A 22,933-nucleotide genomic window follows, 5' to 3' on the forward strand; every position below is an offset into this window, starting at 1 on the left:
ATCGACCTTCATGCAACAAAGCAATTTATAATTATCCATGGTAAACAAAACCTTTGGGGATAAGTCTTAGATATGTATTAAAACTTCCATCGTTGATTGAACTTAATCTGCGTCTTTGCGAATGACGATAATAAGCAAGCCGTTAATCCAGCTCTTAAATACATTTACGATAATCCCGCGCGCCTCCCCTTCAGTTTCCACACAAAAAAAACGCTTTAGCGTTCTTTTCTCAAGAGAACTCTTTATTCTTCTTCATCACTTACTTGTGGTGGGGGTGGTAAAATATAAGAGCCTGAAAGCCAACGATTAAGATCAATAGCTCGGCACCGTGTGGAACAAAAAGGATAAGAAGATTTTTGTGACATCTGACCACAAATAGGACAAGGATGCGGAGGACGGGTCTCTTTTTGCAAATTTAGCTCTTTTTGTTCTTGGCACACCTTTGTCATTGGCTTCTTCATTAACTTTTCTTCTGTTGCTTTTTTTTCATTTTTGCTTTTCTCTTTTTGTTGCTTTTCACCTTGCATTGATCTTACCTTAAAGTTTTTCTAATGCGTTTGTTCAGCCCAGTGAGTGAAAAGTGGATAGTGATAAGCGGTCAAGAGATCGGCTGTTTCAGCCAAAGGCAATCCCACAACATTAGAATAAGAACCCGTGATATGGACAACAAAAGCCCCTGCTTTTCCTTGGATAGCGTAGCCACCTGCTTTCCCTTGCCATTCTCCTGAAGCAAGGTAAGCCTTCATCATGGCAGAGGTTAAGCGTCTAAAGCGAACACGACTTTCAACCAATTTTACGGTTATTTTTCCACGTTCATTGAGCGCACAAATGGCACCATAGACCTTATGCGAACGCCCAGAAAGGTATCGTAAACATTCATAAGCCTCATCCTCGCTTTCTGGTTTGGGAAAAATGGTCCGCCCAACAGCCACCACCGTATCAGCCGCCAAGATAATCATTTTCTGTCCAGGTAATTTTTGTTGACCATTCTGCAACTCGTCTTGACCATTCTGACTGTACCAGCGCAAAATTTTTTGGGCTTTCAGTGCTTTTTCTTTTGCCAAACGTTTGGCAAGGTTTGCAGGATGTTCTTTTAATTTTGGCGTTTCATCAATATCGCTTGCATAAACCTGCTGGGGATCAATCCCTATTTGTGCCAAGAGCGCTAAACGCCTTGGCGAAGCGGAGGCAAGCACCAAATGAATTTCTTCTGTAAGAGTATCTGCCAAACGTTTTTCCCCCCACTCTCTTATATTTCTCATTTCCACCCCTTCACAATTGACTTCCCTCTCGCCCCCTTTAGCGCCCCCTTTTAAGCGCCCCTTTAGCCTCCCTTTTAAGCGCTATTGATCTCCTTATCCTTTTTCCGCATCGATTTTACAGTTTTTCAAGGCTCTTCAAACACTCCCCTTTTTTCACTCATGAAAAGCAAACTAAAAAACTGTTAAAAAATAATAGAAATAATATGATAGCTTTTAGAAAAAAGTGCAAGCCACCCACGAGGCTACTTATAGCGATATGTAATACGCCCTTTTGTCAAATCATAAGGTGTCATTTCCACCATGATTTTATCACCGGCCAACACCCGTATACGATTTTTCCGCATTCTACCAGCGGTATGGGCAATAATTTCATGATCATTTTCCAGTTTCACACGAAACATCGCGTTAGGTAAGAGTTCAGTAACGATACCAGAAAATTCTAAAACTTCTTCTTTTGACATAAACAAACATTTCCTTTACAGTGCACATATTTTGTTAAGCTGCGCGTTATTTCCAGCGTTCATACCCTATTTTCTTAAGTTTGTGAATAAAAATTCCACAAAAAGGGAAAGGTTTTTCAAGTTTACTCTTCCATGCTCTCAAAAAACGTCATCCCACACCTTAAGAATCAAAACTTTTTTCCACCAATTTTACCCGCTAATTTCCTTCAATTTTTATGATGATTTTGGTTTCAGTGTGACAAGAAATTACGCTAATTTTTTCCCCTAAAGCATTTTCCCAACACCTCTGACTAATCCCTCCACAACTTACGAACAATCATCCTCCCTCCAACTTTTCCTCACCTTCCACACCTTAAACATGTGCCCTTCAGATAAACACCACTCCCCCCACGCCAGAAGCCCTTCCTTTTCTCAAAAACCTTCTCCATTCTTCACACACCATTCACAACATGCTTCACTGCCCCACACTTCATACTCTACGCATTTCCCATACAGCCTTCCCCATTTTCTCTCTCTTCACACGCTTCCTCTAAGCCACTCTTTCCATTTATGTTGTTCTTCCTACCTTCGAAAACACGATCCCTATACATTGCGTATCATTAACCACAACGCCTCTAACGACATAAAGCCTTTTCCTTTTTTACACATTTCCGTTTTTACGCTTTTACGTATTTACAGAAAGCAGAAAATCTGCAAAAAATGCATTACACAATAACGTTTTCAACAACTGTCATTAAAAACTCGCCTCCCTTTTCATCTAAATCCCCCTATTTTCACTTAAATCATAGATATAAACCGCCCTATTATTGTATTGAGCAGCATAAAATTTTTCGAAAAATTCTAGCGATCAAAAGGGTGCATAAGAAGCATTTTACGACTTTTAAAAGAATTTTTATTTACACCCAGTGCTTTTTTGTAACGTAGAAGAGCACATTTAATTAATTGACTATAAGAAAGTTTGAAATGAGAGAAGCTTTTCGTTTTTCTTGTTCAACATCCACAACGATAACTCCTTCTTATAAATCAATTTTTTTCGTAATACAAAACGCACCAAAAGGAATAGACTTGTGTTGCATATTCACGCGCTTGTTTTAAAGAAAGATCTCTCAACGCTCATCACACCCATTTTGCAAAACGCCGCCCGTAAAGGAATGGTTAAAGCCCCCATGAAGTGTATAAAATCCATTCAGCCCCCCCTATCTTTACGCTTATGGAAAAACACGTTTACGCTTATAGAAGAACAAGGCCGGCATCATCACAAAACTCTGCCAGCTCCCAATGTTGCAGACAGCCTTCGGTTCAAGAGATAATTCATTAAAGGCATGCCTTTCTTGTACAGTTTTGACCCACATGCACGCCCCACCACTTATGATGTATAAGCCAAGTAATTTTAATTGATTTAATATGAGAGAACTGGTGATGAAAAATTTTATTATATTCAGCAACGCGCTTCACGGTAAAAAAATGGTTATTTATTATTATAAATCAATATATTAATAAAGAAGAGAGTCATCATCAAGACGCTTACCTTTTTCTAAAAAAGGCTTCACACTGAAAGAAAACATCTAAAACTTAGATAAAAAAAAAGGTTTGCCTCTAATAAACAAACCTCTGCAGAAAATTATTCACATAACTTTCAAAATTTTAAATTAATCCCTCTAGAAGCAATAAAAACGCTTTAGAAGCACCAAAATGAATACAAAGATCAATTTAACACAATGTTAAGAAAAATCAAGAACAAAAAATTTTTATCGTTAATGCACCTTTAAAAAACGAGGCTTCTTAACCCACGCGGCTCAAAAGTCCGGGGCTTCTTCTACAAACGCCTCCAAGCCAATCAATCCCTTCATCTCTCTCAAAAGACAGCATAAAAGGTTCACAATACAAGTCTTCGCTAAAAAAAATATCAATCGCCAGCGCTCATAAAAGCCAGCGTTGGTATAAAAGATCAGATTATCGAACAATCTTGCTAAAATGTCTTCCCAATAAATAAAAAAGAAGCGGATTCTTAAATATTTCCGCCTCTTTAACAATAAAAATTATGATGAGGGATTATTAAAAAATTTCAAGACTGTGAAGGGAACCAATTTGATAACAATTCATACCTTACAGGATCATCGGCACACTGTCCACCACCACATTCCAGTATGGTAGAAATCAAATTTGCCGCAATCAAAAACACAAATAAGAAACTTGCCGCTTTACTCAAGACTGGAAAAGGAGAAAATTCTTTGAACTTGTGTGCCAATTCGCCTAAAATCATGACAAATGAGACAGCAAAGATACAAAGGACAGAAATAATGAAAGCCCAAGTATAAAAATGCAATCCAAAGAACGTTGAACCATATCCTAAATCATCGGGTGTGATATGCAAAAACACTTGCCGTGCTGCCACAGCACTGGTTACCATACAACCAAGAATAACCATACCATAATGGGTATTTTTCACCTTATGGTGAATATTGAGTAAGAACCCACAACCTGCCAGCATCAATCCAACGCGCTGCAGCAAACAAAGGGGACAAGGTAACTCAAACTTTACCAATTGATAATAAAAAGCCACCACCAAGACAATAGATAACCCAAAGAGTCCTAGCGTATTCATAAAGATGACGAAGTGAGGATTTTTTTGTTCAACATGTTCCATGGCTATTCTCTCAAAAAGATAAATTTAAAGTAGAAGTTGCGTGATGATTGAAAGTGAGAAGAATGACAACGAATAAAATTGCCCACAAAGCATAACTTATATTTTTTTTACCACACATAGTCGTTACTGCAGTACCTAAAGCGATTAAAAATGGAAGAAACATAGCTTTTAAATCTCCTTTACATCCGTTGTTTAACTCTTATTTATTTCAGCGTTCACCATATTACAAAATTGGGCAAAAAAGAGACCATGGATTTATTATTCACAATTCGTCACTCGCGATTGATATTGCCATTATATTTAAGTGAAAAAACGATATAATCGCTCAGAAGCACATCTCAACAAAAGCGTTAAAAGCACAAAAGCGTTGATTATTCGCTTCCCCTTATATCAGCCATTGTTAAAGATATATCGACAATTATAAAGATTATATCCCCTATAAAGATTATATCCCCCACTCACAAAAGAATCACTTGAACAACAAAATAAATAGGCTTTGAAATCGAGAGATATACATCTCTTTTTTTCTCAAAAGAATATCCTCATTTTGCAACACATTTTTGACATAAAAATCTCTTTTTCTCATAAGCAATGTTTCAAATTGCAACAGATTTTATATCATATGGTGATCTTGTTTATTTTAGCAAATAAAAAATAAGACATTTTTTAAAAAAAACTTATAATCAATGGCTTTTCCCCAATACACTTTTCCCTCTTATCTTAAATAAAAGACAATACCGCAAGCTCAACAGCCTCATGGGTCCCACGCCACCCCGTGACATTACCCTCCCCGCTCACAAGAAGTGCTTCATGCCTTCAATACTTTAGTTTTTCATCTCTCGAGATCCCCTTTAAATTTTTAGCTTTCCGCCTTATTTGAAAAATAACTGTTTCTCTGTCATCAATTGGCTTTGCAAAAAGAATATAAAACTTTAAAAAAATAATGATAAAGAATCGCATTGAACCTTTGAAAAGGATAGAGAATGATGAAAAAATCATGTGATGTGGCGATTTTAATGGGGAGCCAATCGGATTGGCAAACGATGTGCCATAGTGCAGATATTTTGACGAATCTTGGTATTTCTCATAGTTCGCATATTGTCTCAGCACACCGAACTCCTGAACGCCTTTATCAATTTGCAAAAGATGCAAAAGAAGCAGGGTTTAAAGTTTTAATTGCCGGTGCGGGGGGTGCAGCGCATCTTCCAGGTATGTTAGCAGCCCTTACTCCTCTTCCTGTTTTTGGCGTTCCAGTGCATTCTCACTCTCTTTCTGGTCAAGATTCTTTGCTTTCAATCGTGCAAATGCCAGCAGGGATACCCGTCGGCACATTAGCAATTGGCAAAGCAGGTGCAATTAATGCAGCACTTTTAGCCGCAGCCGTTATGGCCGTTTATGACCATGATCTCGCCCAACGATTAGAAGATTGGCGTCAACAACAAACAGCCAATGTCGCCCAAACGCCTGTAACGGAGGTTTAAAATGGCACCGTTTTTCAACACCTCCTCAGCCAACACCACCTCGTCCAACACCACCTTAGCCAACACCACCTCGTCCAACACCACTCCCTTCACCATGTTACCTCCAGGCAGCGTCATTGGTTTAATCGGGGGGGGACAATTAGCGCGGATGCTCGCCATAGCGGCCGCAGAATTAGGATTTCGAACCGTTATTTTTTGCCCTGAAGCCGATTGCCCAGCCGCTCAAACAACAAACAACCATATTGTTTCCTCCTATGACGATATATCAGCTTTAGATCATTTTATTTCTCAGTGTGATGTTGTCAGCTATGAATTTGAAAATCTTTCGCTTCAAACGGTTCAATATGTAGAAAAGAGTAAGCCTGTTTATCCTTCTTCCAAAGCATTAGAGATCACGCAAGATCGACTTTTTGAGAAGCAATTTTTGCGTGATCAAGGGATTGGCACCGCGTTATGGCACGCTGTTGACAATTCTTCTTCTCTTCTTTCCGCTCTTGATACCTTAGGCGGACGTGGTCTTTTAAAGACGCGTCGTTTTGGTTATGACGGAAAAAACCAGATCAAGCTTGATCACCCAGATGAACAAACCCTTGACGAAGCCTTAAGGACTTTTCAGGAACAGCCTTGTATTTTAGAAGAAATAGTCCCTTTTTTATCGGAAATTTCGGTTCTTTCGGCACGTACAAAACAAGGAGAACATATTTTTTATGACTGCCCTGAAAATCAACACAAAAATGGTATTCTTCATAAGTCCTTTGTTCCATCACATATTCCACTTGACGTGCAAAAAGCAGCTCAAGAAATCAGTGTAACAGTCATGGATGCCCTCGATTATGTTGGTGTTCTTTGTATTGAACTTTTTGTCTTAACGAATGGTCATCTTTTAGTGAATGAATTAGCACCGCGTGTCCATAATTCTGGTCATTGGACACAAAAGGCATGCATAACTTCACAATTTGAACAGCATATCCGTGCTATTTGCGGACTTCCCTTAGGCAGTCCCTATCGCCATAGCGATTGCCAAATGACCAATCTTCTTGGTAACAATTTTAGCACGTTAAAATATTTTCTGAAGCAAGAGCGCACCTCGATCCATTTATATGGCAAAAGCACTGTTCACCCCAACCGCAAAATGGGGCATATCATCCAATTACTGGGACCAGCCAACAAATCTTAAGCCCACATATATACAAATACTTTTTCACACTTTTCCCCTAAATGAACTGAAAAAACAACCTCTCCCCCCACACCGATATCCATCGGCTTCAAAAGCGCCCCTAACCTTTTAATTCTCCCCTGAAAGGGCGTGAAGCCCTCCTACAAGCTCCTTCTCTTCCATGCCCCCACCCTCAAAGATACAAAACCACACCAATCAACAATCCAACAGCTCCTCCTCCTTTTCTCAAAAATATCCCCCCGGCTAAAAATAATCCACCAGCCCCCAACTTCACTACCCCTCCACCTCCCACAGCATAAATATTCCCCCATAACAAAAGCTTCACCCCACACCGATATCCCGCGGCTTCAACAGCGCCCCTAACCTTTTAATTCGCCCTGAAAGGGCGTGAAGCCCTCCTACAAACTCCTTCTCTTCCATGCCCCCACCCTCAAAGATACAAAACCACACCAATCAACAATCCAACAGCTCCTCCTCCTTTTCTCAAAAATATCCCCCCACGACTAAAAGCAATTCACCAGCCCCCAAGTTCATCACCCCTCCACCTTCCACCGCATAAATATTCCCCTATAACATACGCAGCCCCTTCATTTTTCTTTTAATGCCAATCTTTAGGCCTTTTAATTCCAACCTTTAGAGGATAAACTTACCTCTTGCGGCCTATAGAGAGCATTCTAACAATGCGTTCTCATTGCCTCTAGTCTCCCTTTTTATGTTCATTTTTTCACAAAATTGCCAAGCGCTCCGCACCACCCCTTGAGTTTCATGTCAAAGATATCATTACAGTACTAAGCTTATCCATCATAGCAATATCCTCTCTCCCCTCATAAGGCGATATTACCTGTGTCGTATTTTCTAGGGCTTGAAGCGTCTCTCCTTATTTCATTTCGCGATAAGGCTTAAAAGAGCAGATGTACATACACTCCACACTGAAAGAAAACCGTAAATTTAGCTTACACGCTAAAACACCAGCCGCTTAAAATATCACTCACTTTAACATTTGTAATATTTGTGACCTCCGTTATGTCTATCGCCTTCGTTCTTTCCCCTATAAAGTTACATTATTCAAATTTGCGCGCCTAACCGCGCTCAAGGACGAAGATTCCTGTGCCGATCTGTCAACAATCAAGCTTCTCTTAAGTAAATTCTAGCCAATATGAACACTTCATATTAAATGCCTCTTCTCCTATAGTTTAGTGATAAAACATAATTGTACTCACAAAACGAATCGTTTATATAGCGGCACGAAAAATTGTACATGCCTCATAATAATAAAGGGAAGATGCGCTACAGACGTAGCAAGTCATTCGTATTATAATTATAACAAGTACAGAAATCTTTTTTCATTTCATAAAAATAGTCTGAGAAACTGAGTTATTCGCTTTATCAAAAGACAAAACCTTCAAGAAACAAACGAATATCAACATGACAAAACCAAACCTATCAGATGCATCACCAAAAGAACAAAATGATACATCTTCTCAATGGGACTTAGTCCTCGATATCCAAAAAGAAGTTAAGGAAACATTAAAGGCTGGTGTTGTTTCACTGGGAGAATTTATATTCATAATCTTTATAAGCGTCTGTTTATACATTTTTCTCTCAATATTAGGCCATGCGGATAAACCTCAAATGGATGCTGCAAGTTTAATCGGGCTGATATGCGGATTAATTCTGTACGGTTCGATACCAATCTCTTTGGTGCTACGGATCATAGTAAAGAAGAAACTGAAAAAAGTAATGAAACAACTAGACGAAGCGGTTGCTAATCAAAATATAATAAGGAGAGAAAAATGATTGAAGCTATAATATTAGGGCGCATTCTAGGGATCATTGTCGGTTGTGCAATAATAACATTATCCGTTTGGCTTGTTTATTCTACCATTAAATATCGAAAACTGTACCGTAAAGCGCTTACAGGACTAAACTTAGCAATTCAAAAATGTAATAAAGAAATTAATAAATAAAAAAAGTCGTGAAAAACGTGGTATTAAAATACCATAATCCTTATTTTCATATTTCTAGACGTATTTAATGTGATTACCAGTTATTGATGACCCATATTGAGGGTATGAGATTTTTCATAAGGGGACGTTTGAAACTATAGGCATGATATTATGTGCGTACAGCCAATACAAGAAACAATTCCAACGGCTCCCCCTCTTCCCCCACTTCAAGCATTTCAGCCGGCGCACGCACCTGACAGGGCTTCACGAGCCCCCACAAACAAGCCTCTTGCGTTTTAAGAAGTCCCCCTTTGCCCTTAACGACAAAAACCCACACCACTTCAACAATCCAACGGCGTCCCCTCTTCCCCCCACTTCAAGCATTTCAGCCGGCGCACGCACCTGACAGGGCTTCACGAGCCCGCAACAAACAAGCCTCTTGCGTTTTAAGAAGTCCCCCTTTGCCCTTAACGACAAAAACCACACCACTTCAACAATCCAACGGCTCAACAGCGCTCCTGTTCTTGCAACACTCCCTAACAGAGCTTATTTGTTTAAAGCTGACAAGGCTTTTACTTTTTTCCACTCTTTGTGCTTTTTTGTGTCCTTTTTTTACGAGAAAATTTTTACCTTCAAGGCAACCATTAACACACCCTAAGGAATTTGTAAGGGATATACCCTTGACAAGAATAAGACTTCTTGTTAAATCTCTCCTACTTTTTTGCAATTTTCACTTATCGTTATGCTAATGAAGTGGTTAATGCGTACCTTAAGAGTGCGCTTTTCTTTTTGTGATCACAGTGAAAAAGTGTATCGTGTGATGTTATCATGCAAGTACGATATCGCAATGCAATGCTCATAGAGTAAGCAGTCTATTGGGGTTGTAATATTGTATTTTCGTGTTTTAATATTGTATTATAGTATTGTGTTACGTAAACTATTTAAACGGTGAATATGATGAAAATTAAAAATTCGCTTAAAGCACTAAAAGAGCGCCACCGTAACAATCGTTTGGTGCGTCGTAAGGGTCGTGTTTATATTCTTAATAAAACGAACCCACGTTTTAGAGCACGTCAGGGCTAATTCTTTTAGGACTAATTTCTTTAGGATCAATGTTTTTATGCCTACTTTGATTGTAGGCTTAAAAATTTTTTCTTGAGTTTTTTTGGTTACAAGTCCGTTGATTACAAGTCTAGTATTTGATAATATTTGGTGATTTATCTTTTGGGGGCTTGTTTTTATGGATTCTTTTATTTTTTTAAAAGCCTTTCGATTTTTTCAGCTGCGTTTTTTCTGTATTTTTCAGCGCGCGTTTTTTCTTTTTTTTGTTGGTGTTTTTTGTTTTGTTCCCTCGAGCTATGGGCAAAATCCTCCTTCTCTTCCTGAAGATCGGCCTTCTCCACAATCGCTTTTACCGTTAGATGATCTTATTCCCAATTCTCCTCCCCCTTCCTCAACGCCCTCCGATTCTGATTCCTCGGCGGTTATTCTTGAAGATCTTGACAAAGAGCAGCTTTCCCATGTTGACAGAGTTAAGCAGCGCAAAGAAGCAGAAATTTCACGTTTACTCAAAGAATTGAAATATTGTGCTGATGTTGCTAAAGCGAAAAAGATCAGTCAACAACTTCAACATTTATGGTCCCAATCGGGAAGTGAGACGATTGATCTTTTAATGTCATGGGCTGAAAATGCACTCAACAGCGACGATTATGGACTTGCGCTTGATTATATTGATAATGCTCTTGCACTTTTACCTACTCATGCTGAAGCTTGGGTAAGGCGTGCTTGGATTCACATTCAACTGAACGATTTCAAACTTGCCCTGCTTGATCTCAACCATGCTCTTGAACTTGAGCCGCGCAATTATAGTGCTTTTTTTGAACTTGGCGTTGTCATGGAAGCAACGGAGCGTCCCAAACTTGCTCTTAAAGCTTATGAAACAGCATTGGATTACTATCCACAAATGCGCAGGATTCAAAAGCGCGTTCAAGCTCTGTTAGACGAACAATCACCCCAAGCTCTTTGAAACCATTCAAGAATAAGACGCTTTACGGAATCCTTTCAAACCTAGATAAGACGCAAGCCGGCTTCACATTCCACTCAATAAACTGCCCCTGCTTATAACCCCCCCCAATTGACAGTGTCTTTTTTTGAAACTTAGCCATTACCATGGAAGCAACAGAGCGTTCAAAACTTGGCTCTTAAGATTGATGAAACAGCATTGGATTACACTCCACAAATGCGCAGGATTCAAAAGCGCGTGCAAGCTCTGCTAGACGAACAATCACCCCAAGCTCTTTAAAACCATTCAAGAACAAGACACTTTACGGAATCCTTTCAAACCTAGATAAGACGCAAGCCGGCTTCACATTCCACTCAATAAACTGCCCCTGCTTATAACCCCCCCCAATTGACAGTGTCTTTTTTTGAAACTTAGCCATTACCATGGAAGCAACAGAGCGTTCAAAACTTGGCTCTTAAGATTGATGAAACAGCATTGGATTACACTCCACAAATGCGCAGGATTCAAAAGCGCGTGTAAGCTCTGTTAGACGAACAATCACCCCAAGCTCTTTAAAACCATTCAAGAACAAGACACTTTACGGCATCCTTTCAAACCTAGATAAGACGCAAGCCGGCTTCACATTCCACTCAATAAATTAAAAGCCCCCTGCTTATAACCACACCCCCCACACACAATTGACAGTGCCTTTTTTGAATTTGAACTTTTTTTGTATTACAGGCAGCGTCCAAACACTTCCAATATACTTCCTTCAGAATTTCTTCTCATAGCAAGCAAACACTTCACGCTTGAGTCCTCTTCAGCCGTTTCTTCTTTTCACACCTTCCATCATGGATAAAAAGATGATAAAACACGATCCTCAAAAAATACTTTTTTAAAAAAGCTTACAACATCGCTTAGCGCCTCTGATAAACTGTCATCGTCTGTTTTTTATTTTTGAGCTTCAACCGTATCGGCTCTCCTCCACCCCTCAAAGTTGATAAAACAGCCCTGAAATATGGCTTCACAAAGCAAAAACTTCAAAGGTGCAACACCAATTCAACCAACATCCTTGAATAAGAAATATTCCTTTCAAAACTCCTCCAAGCATTACCCCCGAAACATAAAAATCAAGCATTGTCGCAAAAGAGCTAATCAAGCCATTGCCAATAAACCGTTCTGCGTCACTCAATCACCCACCCCCACTCATATTTTTTGCTTTTTTACTTTGAATAAGCCATCCATCATACAGCCATTTCGAGCAACCACCAGCAAGGTTATAAAAACTCTCCTGAAATACTTTATGAAAAAGAAGAGAGCGAGGTTATTTTATCCCTAGCAGAAACTCTGAAATTGTTTTATATTAAGGAGGGTGTTCTGCGCTTCTCGACAGGAAATAACGTATTCCTGAGACCTTAATGATCTCCAAGGGAGCTGTCCCTGATCAAGCCCGTGGGCTTTTTCATATGGCGCCCACCTATTTGTATAGGTTCCCGGGATCAGCTTTTTCCATCGGCTGTTGTGGATCACCCTTTATTTATATAACTTTTTTACATCAAATTTTTCCAGCTAAAATTGAGAGCGTCCTTTTACATAAGACCAATGACGATACTCTCTTTTCAAGAAATAAAAATTACGATAGGCTTTATTTTATAAAACAGACAGCACTGACAAAATAATCCCCTCTGTGAATCTGCTTCACCCCTTCGCACGCAAGCAACGCAAAAGCGGCTTGTTGCACCAAGATACCCCCTAAAGAGCACACACTTTTTTTCATGCTTTTTTTTTCATGAGCACAGCTCTTGTCCATACAGAGATTTACAAAACGCCAACAATGGATAAAATACCAGCATCTTATAAAACAATTGACGAGACAATGACAAATAATCCCCTCTGTGAATCTGCTTCACCCCTTCGCACACAGCAACGCAAAAGCGGCTTGTCGCACCAAAATACCCCCTAAAGAGCACACACTTTTTTTCATGCTTTTTTTTCATGAGCACAGCTCTTGTCCTAACAGAGATTTACAAAACGCCAACAATGGATAAAATATCAGCATCTTATAAAACAATTGACGAGACAATGACAAATAATCCCCTCTATGAATCTGCTTCATCCCTTCGCACACAGCAACGCAAAAACGGTTTATCGCGTCGTGATGCTCTTTTAACAGAAGAGCGTGCACTCTTTTCGCAGCGTGCTTGTTGCCACTTTATTGAATACCTTGAAAAGAAGGGAACCGATTTTTCACGCCTCATTTTAGCAGGCTATTGGCCCATTAAATCGGAAATTGACCCGCGTCCTTTACTGGATGCTGTAGCGTTACGCGGTGGGCATTTAGCCTTACCAGCAGTTCTTGATTCCACCACCATGATTTTCCGTGCATTTTCGCCCAGCACAATTTTAGAGCCCATGCGTTTTGGCACCTTTGGTCCGGGTGCAGACAATGACGTTGTTGCCCCCAATAATATTATTGTTCCGCTTTCTGCGTTTGATCGTCAATGTCACCGTCTTGGCTATGGAGGAGGATACTATGACCGTGCTGTTGCAGCTCTTGAAAAACAAGGGCATCAAATGATATTATGGGGCATAGGATTTTCATGTCAGGAGGTTTCTTCTATTCCCGCAGCAGAACACGATCTACAGGTACAAGGAATTTTTACAGAAAAAGGTTTCTTAAAATGTTAAAGTGTGATTAAAGCGCCTATGCGTTTTTTATTTTTAGGTGACATTGTTGGTAGCACAGGCTGTAAAGCTGTTTTTGAACACCTTCCTCAACTGATTGAGAAATGGCAGCTTGATTTTGTTGTGGTAAATGGTGAAAATGCCTCTGGTGGTTTTGGTCTCACACAAGAAACGTATCAAGATCTTTTGATAACCGGTGTTGATGTTGTCACCACAGGTAATCATGCTTTTTCTCACAAAGAAGCATTGCAGTATGCCCATGAGAGTGATCGTTTTTTACGCCCTGCCAATTTTTCGAAAGAAACTCCTGGAAAAGGTTCTGGTGTTTTTACGGCAAAAAATGGCGCCCGTGTTCTTGTCGCCAATCTGTTGGGCAACGTTTTTATGCCGTGTAAAGTAGAAGATCCATTTGAAACAGCGGAAAATATTCTGCTTGCCTGTTCGTTGATGGAGCAAGCCGATACGATTATTTTTGACTTTCACGCAGAAACGACAAGCGAGAAGCAATGTTTTGGCCATTTTCTTGATGGTCGTGTAAGTGTTATCGTTGGCACACATACGCATATTCCCACGGCTGACGCGCAGATCTTAGAAGGTGGGAGCGCCTATTTAACAGATGCAGGCATGTGTGGAGATTATAATTCATCTCTTGGAATGGATAAAGAAGAACCCTTACACCGTTTTCTTTATAAGACGAAGCAAGATCGTTTTGAACCGGCATGTGGTCCTGCCACCCTTTGTGGTTTAGCGGTTGAGATTTCAGATCGCACCGGTTTAGCAGAAAAGGTCTCGGCGGTACGGATTGGTCCTCATTTAAAGCCTGAAGTTCCGGATTTTTGGTAGCTTCTTTTAAGCCACCCCTTTGATAGTTTCTTTCCAAGATTTTCTTTTGAGAACTCTATTTGGCAAGACGACTTTTCTAGCCCTTCCCAAATCCCTACTAAAAACACCCCGCCCTCCAATTTGCCTAATACAGAAACTTTTCTAGCACAAATAAGTCACTCTTTTTAAAAGGATAAAAGATAAAGGATAAAAATTTTCGTGATTTTTAAAACGATGAGAAGGAGGTTTTATTTGGACATTTCTGCGGGGGGGGGGGGGGGGGAGAAATGTTAACCCCCTTCTCTAGAAAAAGCTTTATATAATAATTTATTATTTAGCAAGAGCCTCTTTAATCTTTTTTTAATTCTAACGAAAATTTAATCTTAAAATTGCTTTCTGCTTTTTAGGTTTGAGCTCTCTAAAACTTTTCAAAAGAATGTGCTCTTCTTTACTTGAAATCCTTTCATCACAGCAATACAAGACATTGTCTTTTGTTGAGAGATCCGTATAGAAAAAAGAAATGGGAACATTGAGAATATCAGCAATTTCCTGTAAACGCCCAGCTCCTATACGATTAGAGCCTTTTTCATATTTTTGGATTTGTTGAAAAGTCCCACCTAACTGGCTGCCTAATTTCTTTTGCGACATTCCCAGCATTGTTCTTTTAAAGCGAATTTTTCTGCCTATCGAAATATCGTTAAAGTGTGGATTTTTAGCTTTCACTTCAAGCTCCCCTGCCGGTTGCGAGCGCCTCTTATGCGTATTCCGGGAGTCAAAAACACTGAGTTCAGTCAGCTTTTTTGCTTTTAGTGCTAGAGAGCACCTGGACATAGCAAAAACTCCCGGAATCTCGCGATACTTATAAAGCAGGCTAATGTTTCATCTTGGATTTTCAGGCTTTGGGTTCCACCATTCAACCACACTATACGACGAGAACCTTGGTGCTTGTTCATAAAATAATTTCTGGAGACCAGCAATAAAAATTAAAACAGTGTTTTTATCTCATGAGACAATCAAACACAAAATTGCTTTCTGTTTTTGAGGTTTGAGCTCTCTAAAACTTTTCAAAAGGATGTGCTCTTCTTTACTTGCGATCCCTTCATCACAGCAATACAAGGCATTTTCTTTTGTCGAGAGATCGGAGTAGAAAAAAGAAATGGGAACATTGAGAATATCGGCAATTTCTTGTAAACGCCCAGCTCCTATACGATTAGAGCCTTTTTCATATTTTTGGATTTGTTGAAAAGTCACACCTAACTGGCTACCTAATTTCTTTTGCGACATTCCAAGCATTGTTCTTTTAAAGCGAATTTTTCTGCCTATCGAAATATCGTTAAAGTGTGGATTTTTAGCTTTCACTTCAAGCTCCCCTGCCGGTTGCGAGCGCCCTCGCATAAGTATTCCGGGAGTCTGAAAGTACTGAGTTCGAATCAGCTTTTTTTGCTTTTAGTGCTCATCGCACCTGGACATGGCAAAAACTCCCGGAATTCCGGGATACCTACAAGAGTAGGTTCATTTTATGATCGAACTTTAGGGCTTTCAGACCCTACTGATCGCTGCGTAGACGACCAAAGTCACCCTTTAAGGTATAAAGTAATTTCATGAAATTAGCAATAAAATTTAAAAACAGTCTTTATTTTATGAGCTCCACCCCCGCCTCTCAAACTTTTATGCCCGCTCGTAAAAACTCCAAAACCATGAAATAAAACCCACGTTTATTGAGAGGACTAATAACCCTTTATTTTTGAGATCACACCTCCCAAAAGCACACCTAACAACATATCACCCCCTCCCAAAGCCATTTTTGAGAGACATCTTACAGATTTACACTGTGATACGTTGGATTTTTGCGCCACAACGAGCCAATTTTTCTTCTAATCTCTCAAATCCACGATCAAGATGATAAACACGATTGACGATTGTTTCTCCCTTTGCTGCCAATGCTGCAATCACAAGAGAAACAGAAGCACGCAAATCCGTCGCCATGACAGGAGCCCCTTGCAAATTCTCTGTTCCATAGACAGTTGCCGTCTGCCCATCAAGCTTTATCTGTGCTCCTAAGCGATTGAGTTCTTGAACATGCATAAAACGATTTTCGAAAACCGTCTCTGTAATATGCGCGATTCCTTCAGCCCGTGTCATGAGCGCCATGAATTGCGCTTGGAGATCAGTTGGAAAAGCAGGATAAGGTCCTGTTTTAATATCAACGGGCATAATTTTGGTGTTCTTTGGATTTCGCTTAATATGAATTCCTTGAGGTTCTATTTGAATCTCGAGTCCTGTTTTTTGGAGCACCTTAAGCACCTTTGTGAGATGATTAGGATTTGCATTTTTAAGAAAGACATCTCCTCCCGTCATAGCAACAGCCATTGCATATGTTCCCGCTTCGATTCGATCAGCAATAACGCGTACTCTAGCACCGTTGAGTTTTTTAACCCCTTCAATTGTAAGCGTTGTTGTTCCTTCACCGGTTATTTGAGCCCCCATAGCATTCAGGGTTCGAATAAGGTTTGTCACTTCTGGCTCACAAGCTGCATTCTCAAGAGTGGTTGTTCCCTTTGCCATTGTCGCCGCCATCAGCAGCACATGGGTTCCACCAACAGTGACTTTAGGGAAACGATAGTGAGCGCCTTTTAACCCCTTTAGCGCTTTTGCATGAACATATCCATTTTCGATCGTAATCTGTGCGCCTAAAGTTTTAAGTCCCTCAAGGATAAAATCGACAGGTCTTGTTCCAATAGCGCATCCTCCAGGAAGCGAAACATAAGCCTCTGCGCATCGTGCAAGCAGAGGTCCGATAACCCAAAAGCTTGCACGCATTTTTTTCACCAGTTCATATGGTGCCCGTGTTGTGGCTATTTTTTGCGCCGTAAAATGAATTGTTCTTGAATTCACACATTCATCGTTAAACTCTTGTCCATCAACGGCATATCCAACACCATGATTATTGAGAATACGAATAAGCAATTCAACATCGGCCAGATGCGGAATATTTTCTAAAGTGAGCGTTTCTTCTGTCAGCAGCGCCGCAATCATAAGAGGCAATGCAGCATTTTTTGCCCCAGATATAGGAATTGTTCCTTGAAGTTTTTTTCCCCCAACAATTTGAATAGAATCCATCGTGTTTTCCCTCTTTTCCTTTGTGCCTGCCCTTCCAAAGGATTGTCCCCCTTCGGGAAGTTATGCTTTATTAATCGTTTTAGAACGCATTCTAACTATGAGAACAAATTATTGAGAAGTTTGGTTGCAAAAATTTACTAAAAAACATTTTTTTGCATTTTAGAGCTTTTTGCATTTTAGAGCTCTGGTTGTGCTCTTTTTCGGCTTTGCTCTTTTCGACGTTTCAGGTTTTGACGCAATTGTTGTGCCAATCTTTCTTGACGTCGTTTTGCTTTTTCATCTTGATGATTAATTTCATTTTGTTTTTGTTTTTGATGCATTTGTGTCATTGCGCAACCTTTTAAACAGTGTTGAGCTTCTATCCAAGCAACTCATAACCTTAAATATTTAAGCATATAAGAAACATATGTCATGACATAAGATACGTTTTCTTGCAAGAATATACAAATGTTCTCTTGCCTATTTTCTGACAATATGGCACAAGACAGCGCAAAGATTGAAAAGGGCTGCGGTAGCTCAGTGGTAGAGCACTCCCTTGGTAAGGGAGAGGTCGAGAGTTCAATCCTCTCTCGCAGCACCATTTTATTCTTCTTTTGCCTCTCTCTTCTTGCCCTTATAAGTCTTCCCTATAAGCCTAAATCTTTTCCCCCAACCTTCATCGGCTTCATCAAATCCTCCATCCTTTAAACCATGCGCTTCAATAGCCTCAAAATCAGTAGCTTCAAAATCAGTAGCTTCAAAATCAATGGCTTCAAAATCAATAGCCTCAATGCCACGCTTAATCTCTAAAATGCCTTACGAACGGCTTTTGAAATTGACCGCCCCCCAAAGAATATCCCCCCACCCCTTTCCTTGCCTCCCCTTTCCTTGCCTCCCCCCTCTTTCCTTTCTGTAAGATTTGCCCTATCCTTGTCTTTACCAAGCCTCACTATTGCAACAACTCTTGGCACTTGAGACGGTATAGGCATTTTTATTTTTTCAATATTTTATTTCTTGAATATTTTTCCCCACAAGCTCACCCTGTTTGTAATATGCAAACAAACGATTTTACTTGATTCAATATAAGAGCGTCTGAATAAGAAGGGTTGAAATAAGAACATCTCACACTATTTCGGGCTCTCATTGAAATTCAAATTAAATCTCAATAATGAATTATTATAAACTCATTGTTTGAACATATCCCATTGATACCTTTATCCGCCCCAAAACGAATAATCTTATCTTTCCAGCCTCTCTATCCACCTCAAGCAACACAAGTATTCCCTGTAAAAATTAGAATAAGCTTCATCGATCCTATTCGTCATTTACAACAAATCTAACAGAGCCATTTCCAGAACCTCCTCTCAACGCCTTTCCCATTCTCCCCACCCCTTACCAAAAGCAAAAACCAAACAGTGATAAAATCCCCCTCAATAAAGCTTTCACTAAGCACCCCACGCTCCCATATGGCAAACATCCCATATGACAGGCATCCCATATGGCAGAAAATTGAGAGCCTGCCTTTTCAAAGAAGATCCCTCATTACCAATTTTATACACTATGGTTTTCCACGTGCTCTAAGCCTCCCTCTTTCAACACGCATCTTTTTTATACGAATACTTTGATTGATACGGATAGCGTTATTCGTCTTGCATAAGAGCCCCAAGAGCGAAAAGCTCTCTCCCTCTGTTCTATTGAAATTAATCACCCCTCTTCGCTTACACTTCACAAGCAGAAAGATCCGTATGGCGAGAAACTTTCCAAGAAAAGCATATCTCTTCGTAAGAAGCCTCCCAGTAAACGAGATTATGAATCGTCTCAAGAGCTACAGCCCATGCCGCAATTTTGGCAACGGGCCCCCAATAGTACCAACTTACTTTTTCATAAAGTAAAAATAGGGTGCGCAATGTTTATAATCTCTGGGGGGTATAATCTACGGACTTTATAATCTACGGGGCTTGACCGTTATACCCCTCACGATATTATTCACAGGCGCCAGTATGAAATTTATGAACGCCGGCATAAAATGGCTGTGAAATGAGCTTAGAGCGAGATATCTTTATTAAAACAAGTGCGTGAATGTACAACAACAAGTATATTTCATTTGGAGTATTTTGGATATTCCCTACTCTCCCCACCCTAGGACAACCATTTTGGCTACAGATCCTCTTATATTTTCTGCTGTCATATCTCCTCCAATAAGCTAAAACCCCACATATGCGGGGTTTTAGCCAGTACCACACCTTTATTTAGACACATTATGATCATTATAACCATTTTTATTAAATACGTTTTTACGTATATTTTCAACACAAAAATAACACATATTGATTTATTTAACAGAAATCAATTAAATATTCATGATAATCATTAAAAGTTAAAATGATGAAATTATTATTCAGAACGTACGTCATAATATTTATAACGTTTTTTTCTGTATTCATATTATTGGGTTGTACTCAAGTAAGCGACCTTGCTGAATACGATAGGCTTTACCAAAAATATGTCCATGAAAATTACACTCCTTTAGCATATTCTCAGAAATTAGAAAAAGCAAAAAAAGAGGTAGAATATTTAAAAGCGTATATGGAATGGACTGTAGACATACCCCATGACAAAAGTCAATTTTGGAGGCATTTAATAACATTGCCCAGTAATCCTCCAGAATTCAATATTTTTAAACATTATCACATATTGCTTGTTTTTTGTGGACGTTTTTTTGATTTATGGCAAGGTGATAAAACGATGCCCACACTTACCTTTAACGACTTACCAACAAGACTGAAAGCTTTTAAAGCTAACGGGATGAAATACAGGAAAAATTGGGATTATATAGAAAATATTTTCCTCAAAGCAAAGTTTGAAACAAACTTTGATGATCCAATGTTTGCGTACGCAGAAAAATTTTTGGATTCCCCTAATGGCATTAGTCGAAAAGAACAAACTCTCCAGACAGAGCTGCTCATAATAGGCAATGAACTCACTCGTTTTAGAAACACAGCAACAATGTGCGTTATGGCTAGAGAGGTATACCTTGCCATGATGCCCAAAGAAAATGTAAAACCGCCCGTAAGATATAGCACTTTTGAAAAATGGAAGCAGTATTTAAAAAATCTTTAAACGGACCATAAAACGCCTTTCAAAATACTTCTAAAGAACCATTAAGCCCCCCTCACAATGACTATAATCAGGCACAAAGAGGGTATAAAAACAATGTTAATTAAACAGTCTTTATTGAGAAGCGTCTTAATTATCGCTCTTTTAACAATGCATCTTTTTTATTCTTCAAAGGGATATACTCATTCGAATGAAGTGTTCTCTTCAAAAGAAATTACAGAAAGAGAGAGATTCTTCCGCATTTTCCTTGTTAATGGAAGTCGCTGGTGGGAAGAAAAATTCTACCAAATTCTCTGGATAGAAAAAACATTTTTTTTGGAAAACAAGCGGCAGTTATCGCAACCGCTCTATGAAAAACATGTCAATATAATAAAAAAATGGCAGAATATAATCAAAAAACGACATCATGTATTTAATACTCTGTGCACCCTTATAGAATTAGAAATAGATGCAATGCGACATGTGAATGAAGCAAAACACTCTCATGAGCATACAGATCTCTCAAACCTTATGAAACACATAGAGACATATCAAGAGCGTATAGCTAAAAACAAGAAAGAACTTGAGAAACTTGATCATGAAATTGAGATCTTATACAAAGTTATCATAGAATATACAAAATTACCATAAACTTTGATCTATTCATTCCATAACTTTATGAAAAGTGCTTCTCAAAGGGTCCCCTGTATTTTCAAGCGTTTTGAACTATCTATCGCCACCTTTAGATACAGAGTGCCAAAGTACAGTAACGTTATCATACAATTTGTTGTATTTTACCAACACAAAAATAACACATATTGATTTATTTAACAGAAATGACTTATAAAAGCTCATCAGAAACAAACGACAATAAATACCTTATGTTTAAACACTTTATTTTCTTCGCTATCGTAATAAGCGCTGTTTTATTTACGCATCATACAACGAGTGGATGTACAACAGATGGTCTTTTTGTTGGAAGTACTTCTCCGATCAATTGTATTTCAAAAGAATATATAAGACAGAAAATAAAAAAGAAGCTATTAGAAAAAGAACGCGAAAGAGAATGGTTAGAGCTTGAACAATTTTCTGTTAGCGCTTGTCTAGGTGGAAAATTTCCTGTTTATTATGGCGTTTCTATTATCGATTGTGTTTCAGAGGAAGAACTAAAACAAAATCGTCTTAATCAAAATCATTTTAATAATGAAATTAATATAATGAACTTATTCCTGCAATGGTTTATCGTAGCACTCGTAATAACAACGATAATGTCTGTTCCCATAAGTTTACTTTGGCGTTTTAGATTTAAGGTTTCTGCCTGTTTATTTACAATAATGACAACCTTGGCTATTATTGCCGTCCCTTTTACATTTGATTTATCGTCTCTCTTTTAATCTATTTTTGTAAAAAATATTTCTAAAATATTAAAAACACCCTGCATTTTTAAGCGTTTTGAACTGTATCTCCTCTCATTTAGAGACAATAGCCCCAAGTACAGCCATGCCACTCAATACAATTTTCACCATATTTTTAACACAAAAATAACACATGTCGATACATTCAAAAGAGATCAATTAAACGATCTTATAAAATAAGAGCAATACACAAAATAGCTGTATTTAATGATAGTAAATGAAGACGATTATTATGGAATTCTTGGTGTAAGCTACGCATGCAACGATAAACAGATAAAATCTGCTTTTCGTAAATTAGCTCTGCAATACCACCCTGATCATAATTCTAGTACCGAAGCAGAACAAAAATTCAGAAAAATTTGTGAAGCCTATGAAGTTCTTAAAGATCCTCAAAAGAGAGCTGCTTACAATCAGTTCTATCATAAAACTTTTAAAGATAATGACAAGGCTTCTGAAATTAGTAGAAAGCAAGAGAACAGACGACAAGATAATACCGAGCATGTAATTGGTAGTATCATGAATGTAATTTTCATTATTTGTGGAATAATACCTATAATGTGTTATATAATTTCGTTTTTTACGTGGAATATACCACTAGGAATAATAAGTATAGGGTTATTAATTTTCATCAGTATAAAAGGATATTTGGTAAATATTGGTGCATTTATCTTCGGGATCATACTAATATCATTTATCAAAGTTATATGGAGAAGTATCTATTGATCAGTGCTTTTGAAGAGCTTTAAGATCAGTCCCACAGTGAATTCACAAGGTGTGGTCATTTTTGATTTTCTATAACAAGGTAGTGTAGAAAAACATAGAGATTATAATGTCTCTATC

27 protein-coding genes, 1 tRNA gene, 1 other RNA gene and 1 pseudogene are annotated in these 22,933 nt (G+C 38.8%); 15 read left to right on the forward strand and 15 right to left on the reverse strand.

Translation table 11 applies throughout. The features are described from left to right. Positions 1-242: 242 nt before the first annotated feature. From yacG to ACFINE_RS06770, 6 genes are all read right to left on the reverse strand, one after another. Positions 243-527 (reverse strand): DNA gyrase inhibitor YacG, encoded by a 285-nt coding sequence (gene yacG, locus ACFINE_RS06745; protein WP_375611670.1) that lies wholly within the window; start codon positions 525-527, stop codon positions 243-245. Positions 528-548: 21 nt separating this feature from the next. After that, positions 549-1,262, reverse strand: coding sequence for a Maf family nucleotide pyrophosphatase (locus ACFINE_RS06750; RefSeq protein WP_375621474.1), 714 nt, complete (start codon positions 1,260-1,262; stop codon positions 549-551). Between the two features lie 242 nt (positions 1,263-1,504). Beyond that, positions 1,505-1,723 carry a translation initiation factor IF-1 gene (gene infA / locus ACFINE_RS06755; RefSeq protein ID WP_004857577.1) on the reverse strand — a complete coding sequence of 73 codons (219 nt, stop codon included), beginning with the start codon at positions 1,721-1,723 and terminating at the stop codon, positions 1,505-1,507. A 1,208-nt stretch (positions 1,724-2,931) separates the two neighbouring features. Next, a complete protein-coding gene (locus ACFINE_RS06760) occupies positions 2,932-3,075 on the reverse strand; it encodes a hypothetical protein (protein ID WP_375621475.1) in 144 nt (47 codons plus the stop codon). A gap of 713 nt (positions 3,076-3,788) precedes the next feature. Then, complete coding sequence (locus ACFINE_RS06765; RefSeq protein WP_375613594.1) at positions 3,789-4,370, reverse strand: disulfide bond formation protein B; 582 nt, start codon at positions 4,368-4,370, stop codon at positions 3,789-3,791. A 10-nt stretch (positions 4,371-4,380) separates the two neighbouring features. Further along, positions 4,381-4,533 carry a DUF5993 family protein gene (locus ACFINE_RS06770; protein WP_273790835.1) on the reverse strand — a complete coding sequence of 51 codons (153 nt, stop codon included), beginning with the start codon at positions 4,531-4,533 and terminating at the stop codon, positions 4,381-4,383. 820 nt (positions 4,534-5,353) lie between these two features. Here ACFINE_RS06770 and purE point away from each other — a divergent pair. Both purE and ACFINE_RS06780 read left to right on the forward strand, forming a co-directional pair. After that, the gene (purE, locus tag ACFINE_RS06775) at positions 5,354-5,851 is read left to right on the forward strand and encodes a 5-(carboxyamino)imidazole ribonucleotide mutase (protein ID WP_375621476.1); all 498 of its coding nucleotides are present in this window, start codon (positions 5,354-5,356) and stop codon (positions 5,849-5,851) included. 1 nt (position 5,852) lies between these two features. Further along, on the forward strand, positions 5,853-7,028 hold the full coding sequence (locus ACFINE_RS06780) for a 5-(carboxyamino)imidazole ribonucleotide synthase (RefSeq protein WP_375621477.1): 1,176 nt from the start codon (positions 5,853-5,855) through the stop codon (positions 7,026-7,028). A gap of 172 nt (positions 7,029-7,200) precedes the next feature. Here ACFINE_RS06780 and ACFINE_RS06785 read toward each other — a convergent pair whose 3' ends face one another. Continuing rightward, positions 7,201-7,353: a hypothetical protein gene (locus tag ACFINE_RS06785; RefSeq protein ID WP_375621478.1), complete on the reverse strand. Its 153-nt coding sequence runs from the start codon at positions 7,351-7,353 to the stop codon at positions 7,201-7,203. Between the two features lie 1,100 nt (positions 7,354-8,453). Here ACFINE_RS06785 and ACFINE_RS06790 point away from each other — a divergent pair. Next, positions 8,454-8,825, forward strand: coding sequence for a hypothetical protein (locus tag ACFINE_RS06790; protein WP_375621479.1), 372 nt, complete (start codon positions 8,454-8,456; stop codon positions 8,823-8,825). Beyond that, positions 8,822-8,995: a hypothetical protein gene (locus tag ACFINE_RS06795; protein WP_375621480.1), complete on the forward strand. Its 174-nt coding sequence runs from the start codon at positions 8,822-8,824 to the stop codon at positions 8,993-8,995. The genes ACFINE_RS06790 and ACFINE_RS06795 overlap by 4 nt, the downstream gene beginning before the upstream one ends. Positions 8,996-9,143: 148 nt before the next feature. On the opposite strand, the gene ACFINE_RS06800 is transcribed toward ACFINE_RS06795, so the two are convergent. Continuing rightward, positions 9,144-9,314 (reverse strand): hypothetical protein, encoded by a 171-nt coding sequence (locus tag ACFINE_RS06800; RefSeq protein ID WP_375621481.1) that lies wholly within the window; start codon positions 9,312-9,314, stop codon positions 9,144-9,146. Positions 9,315-9,931: 617 nt separating this feature from the next. Here ACFINE_RS06800 and ykgO point away from each other — a divergent pair. Together ykgO and ACFINE_RS06810 are read left to right on the forward strand one after the other, a co-directional pair. Beyond that, entirely contained in the window at positions 9,932-10,057 is a 126-nt protein-coding gene (gene ykgO / locus ACFINE_RS06805; protein ID WP_004863016.1) for a type B 50S ribosomal protein L36, read from the forward strand. 157 nt (positions 10,058-10,214) lie between these two features. Beyond that, positions 10,215-11,000, forward strand: a complete 786-nt coding sequence (locus ACFINE_RS06810; protein WP_375621482.1) for a tetratricopeptide repeat protein — start codon at positions 10,215-10,217, stop codon at positions 10,998-11,000. A gap of 1,000 nt (positions 11,001-12,000) precedes the next feature. Here ACFINE_RS06810 and ACFINE_RS06815 read toward each other — a convergent pair. Next, positions 12,001-12,168 (reverse strand): hypothetical protein, encoded by a 168-nt coding sequence (locus tag ACFINE_RS06815; protein WP_375621483.1) that lies wholly within the window; start codon positions 12,166-12,168, stop codon positions 12,001-12,003. A 179-nt stretch (positions 12,169-12,347) separates the two neighbouring features. Here ACFINE_RS06815 and ssrS point away from each other — a divergent pair. The 4 genes from ssrS (at position 12,348) to ACFINE_RS06835 (ending at position 14,504) form a co-directional block, all read left to right on the forward strand. Further along, positions 12,348-12,508, forward strand: a non-coding RNA gene (gene ssrS / locus ACFINE_RS06820) — 6S RNA. A 257-nt stretch (positions 12,509-12,765) separates the two neighbouring features. Beyond that, positions 12,766-12,939, forward strand: coding sequence for a hypothetical protein (locus ACFINE_RS06825; protein ID WP_375621484.1), 174 nt, complete (start codon positions 12,766-12,768; stop codon positions 12,937-12,939). 119 nt (positions 12,940-13,058) lie between these two features. Then, a complete protein-coding gene (locus ACFINE_RS06830; protein ID WP_375621513.1) occupies positions 13,059-13,664 on the forward strand; it encodes a 5-formyltetrahydrofolate cyclo-ligase in 606 nt (201 codons plus the stop codon). An 18-nt stretch (positions 13,665-13,682) separates the two neighbouring features. Further along, complete coding sequence (locus ACFINE_RS06835; protein WP_375613599.1) at positions 13,683-14,504, forward strand: TIGR00282 family metallophosphoesterase; 822 nt, start codon at positions 13,683-13,685, stop codon at positions 14,502-14,504. 345 nt (positions 14,505-14,849) lie between these two features. Here the strand turns inward: ACFINE_RS06835 and ACFINE_RS06840 are convergent, their stop codons facing one another. The 4 genes from ACFINE_RS06840 to ACFINE_RS06855 all read right to left on the reverse strand — a co-directional run bounded on the left by ACFINE_RS06840 (position 14,850) and on the right by ACFINE_RS06855 (position 17,932). Beyond that, positions 14,850-15,314 (reverse strand): helix-turn-helix domain-containing protein, encoded by a 465-nt coding sequence (locus tag ACFINE_RS06840; protein WP_375621485.1) that lies wholly within the window; start codon positions 15,312-15,314, stop codon positions 14,850-14,852. 171 nt (positions 15,315-15,485) lie between these two features. Next, a complete protein-coding gene (locus ACFINE_RS06845; RefSeq protein ID WP_375611655.1) occupies positions 15,486-15,842 on the reverse strand; it encodes a helix-turn-helix domain-containing protein in 357 nt (118 codons plus the stop codon). 465 nt (positions 15,843-16,307) lie between these two features. After that, positions 16,308-17,603, reverse strand: a complete 1,296-nt coding sequence (gene murA, locus ACFINE_RS06850) for a UDP-N-acetylglucosamine 1-carboxyvinyltransferase (RefSeq protein WP_375611654.1) — start codon at positions 17,601-17,603, stop codon at positions 16,308-16,310. A 176-nt stretch (positions 17,604-17,779) separates the two neighbouring features. Beyond that, on the reverse strand, positions 17,780-17,932 hold the full coding sequence (locus ACFINE_RS06855) for a hypothetical protein (protein ID WP_375607050.1): 153 nt from the start codon (positions 17,930-17,932) through the stop codon (positions 17,780-17,782). Positions 17,933-18,108: 176 nt separating this feature from the next. On the opposite strand from ACFINE_RS06855, the gene ACFINE_RS06860 reads away from it, so the two are divergent. Beyond that, a tRNA-Thr gene (locus ACFINE_RS06860) sits at positions 18,109-18,183 on the forward strand. 205 nt (positions 18,184-18,388) lie between these two features. Here the strand turns inward: ACFINE_RS06860 and ACFINE_RS06865 are convergent. Then, positions 18,389-18,571 (reverse strand): hypothetical protein, encoded by a 183-nt coding sequence (locus tag ACFINE_RS06865; protein WP_375621486.1) that lies wholly within the window; start codon positions 18,569-18,571, stop codon positions 18,389-18,391. A 729-nt stretch (positions 18,572-19,300) separates the two neighbouring features. Continuing rightward, positions 19,301-19,489, reverse strand: a complete 189-nt coding sequence (locus tag ACFINE_RS06870; protein WP_375621487.1) for a hypothetical protein — start codon at positions 19,487-19,489, stop codon at positions 19,301-19,303. Positions 19,490-19,964: 475 nt separating this feature from the next. On the opposite strand from ACFINE_RS06870, the gene ACFINE_RS06875 reads away from it, so the two are divergent. The 4 genes and pseudogenes from ACFINE_RS06875 to ACFINE_RS06890 all read left to right on the forward strand — a co-directional run. Then, positions 19,965-20,702, forward strand: coding sequence for a hypothetical protein (locus tag ACFINE_RS06875; protein ID WP_375621488.1), 738 nt, complete (start codon positions 19,965-19,967; stop codon positions 20,700-20,702). A gap of 93 nt (positions 20,703-20,795) precedes the next feature. Continuing rightward, positions 20,796-21,329 carry a hypothetical protein gene (locus tag ACFINE_RS06880; RefSeq protein WP_375621489.1) on the forward strand — a complete coding sequence of 178 codons (534 nt, stop codon included), beginning with the start codon at positions 20,796-20,798 and terminating at the stop codon, positions 21,327-21,329. Positions 21,330-21,514: 185 nt separating this feature from the next. Beyond that, entirely contained in the window at positions 21,515-22,072 is a 558-nt protein-coding gene (locus ACFINE_RS06885) for a hypothetical protein (protein ID WP_375621490.1), read from the forward strand. 228 nt (positions 22,073-22,300) lie between these two features. After that, positions 22,301-22,540 (forward strand): annotated as a pseudogene (locus tag ACFINE_RS06890) (DnaJ domain-containing protein); the annotation flags it as partial. Between the last annotated feature and the right edge of the window lie 393 nt (positions 22,541-22,933).

Source organism: Bartonella sp. AA97HXZ, from assembly GCF_042196985.1.
Classification (GTDB): Bacteria; Pseudomonadota; Alphaproteobacteria; order Rhizobiales; family Rhizobiaceae; genus Bartonella.